The following is a 217-nucleotide window of genomic DNA, read 5'->3' as shown; positions in this document are numbered from 1 at the left end:
TGCAGAATTTTATCACGGTCAGTTTGCCGACGATCGCCTCCGAGCTTGCCGGTCACAGCACCGTGGGGTGGGTTGTGGGCGCCTACATGTTAGCGTCCACCGCTGTGCTTCTGAACAGCGGTCGCTGGGCCGACCGCCAAGGACCGCGGAAAGTCTATGTTGTGGGCACCCTGCTGTATGCAACGGCTACAGTGTTGACTTCGCAGTCTCAGTCGAT

Annotated in this window: 1 protein-coding gene; it reads left to right on the top strand. The window is 59.0% G+C overall.

The window, feature by feature from the left end; all coding sequences use genetic code 11:
- Nucleotides 1-217, top strand: a 217-nt coding sequence (locus tag HMPREF2554_RS12000; protein WP_141744377.1) for an MFS transporter, incomplete at both ends; no start/stop codon positions are given.

The organism is Rothia sp. HMSC071F11 (assembly GCF_001809115.1).
Lineage (GTDB): Bacteria > Actinomycetota > Actinomycetes > Actinomycetales > Micrococcaceae > Rothia > Rothia dentocariosa.
The sequence above is the reverse complement of the archived record's forward strand: the minus strand, read 5'-3'. Positions and strand labels throughout refer to the sequence as shown.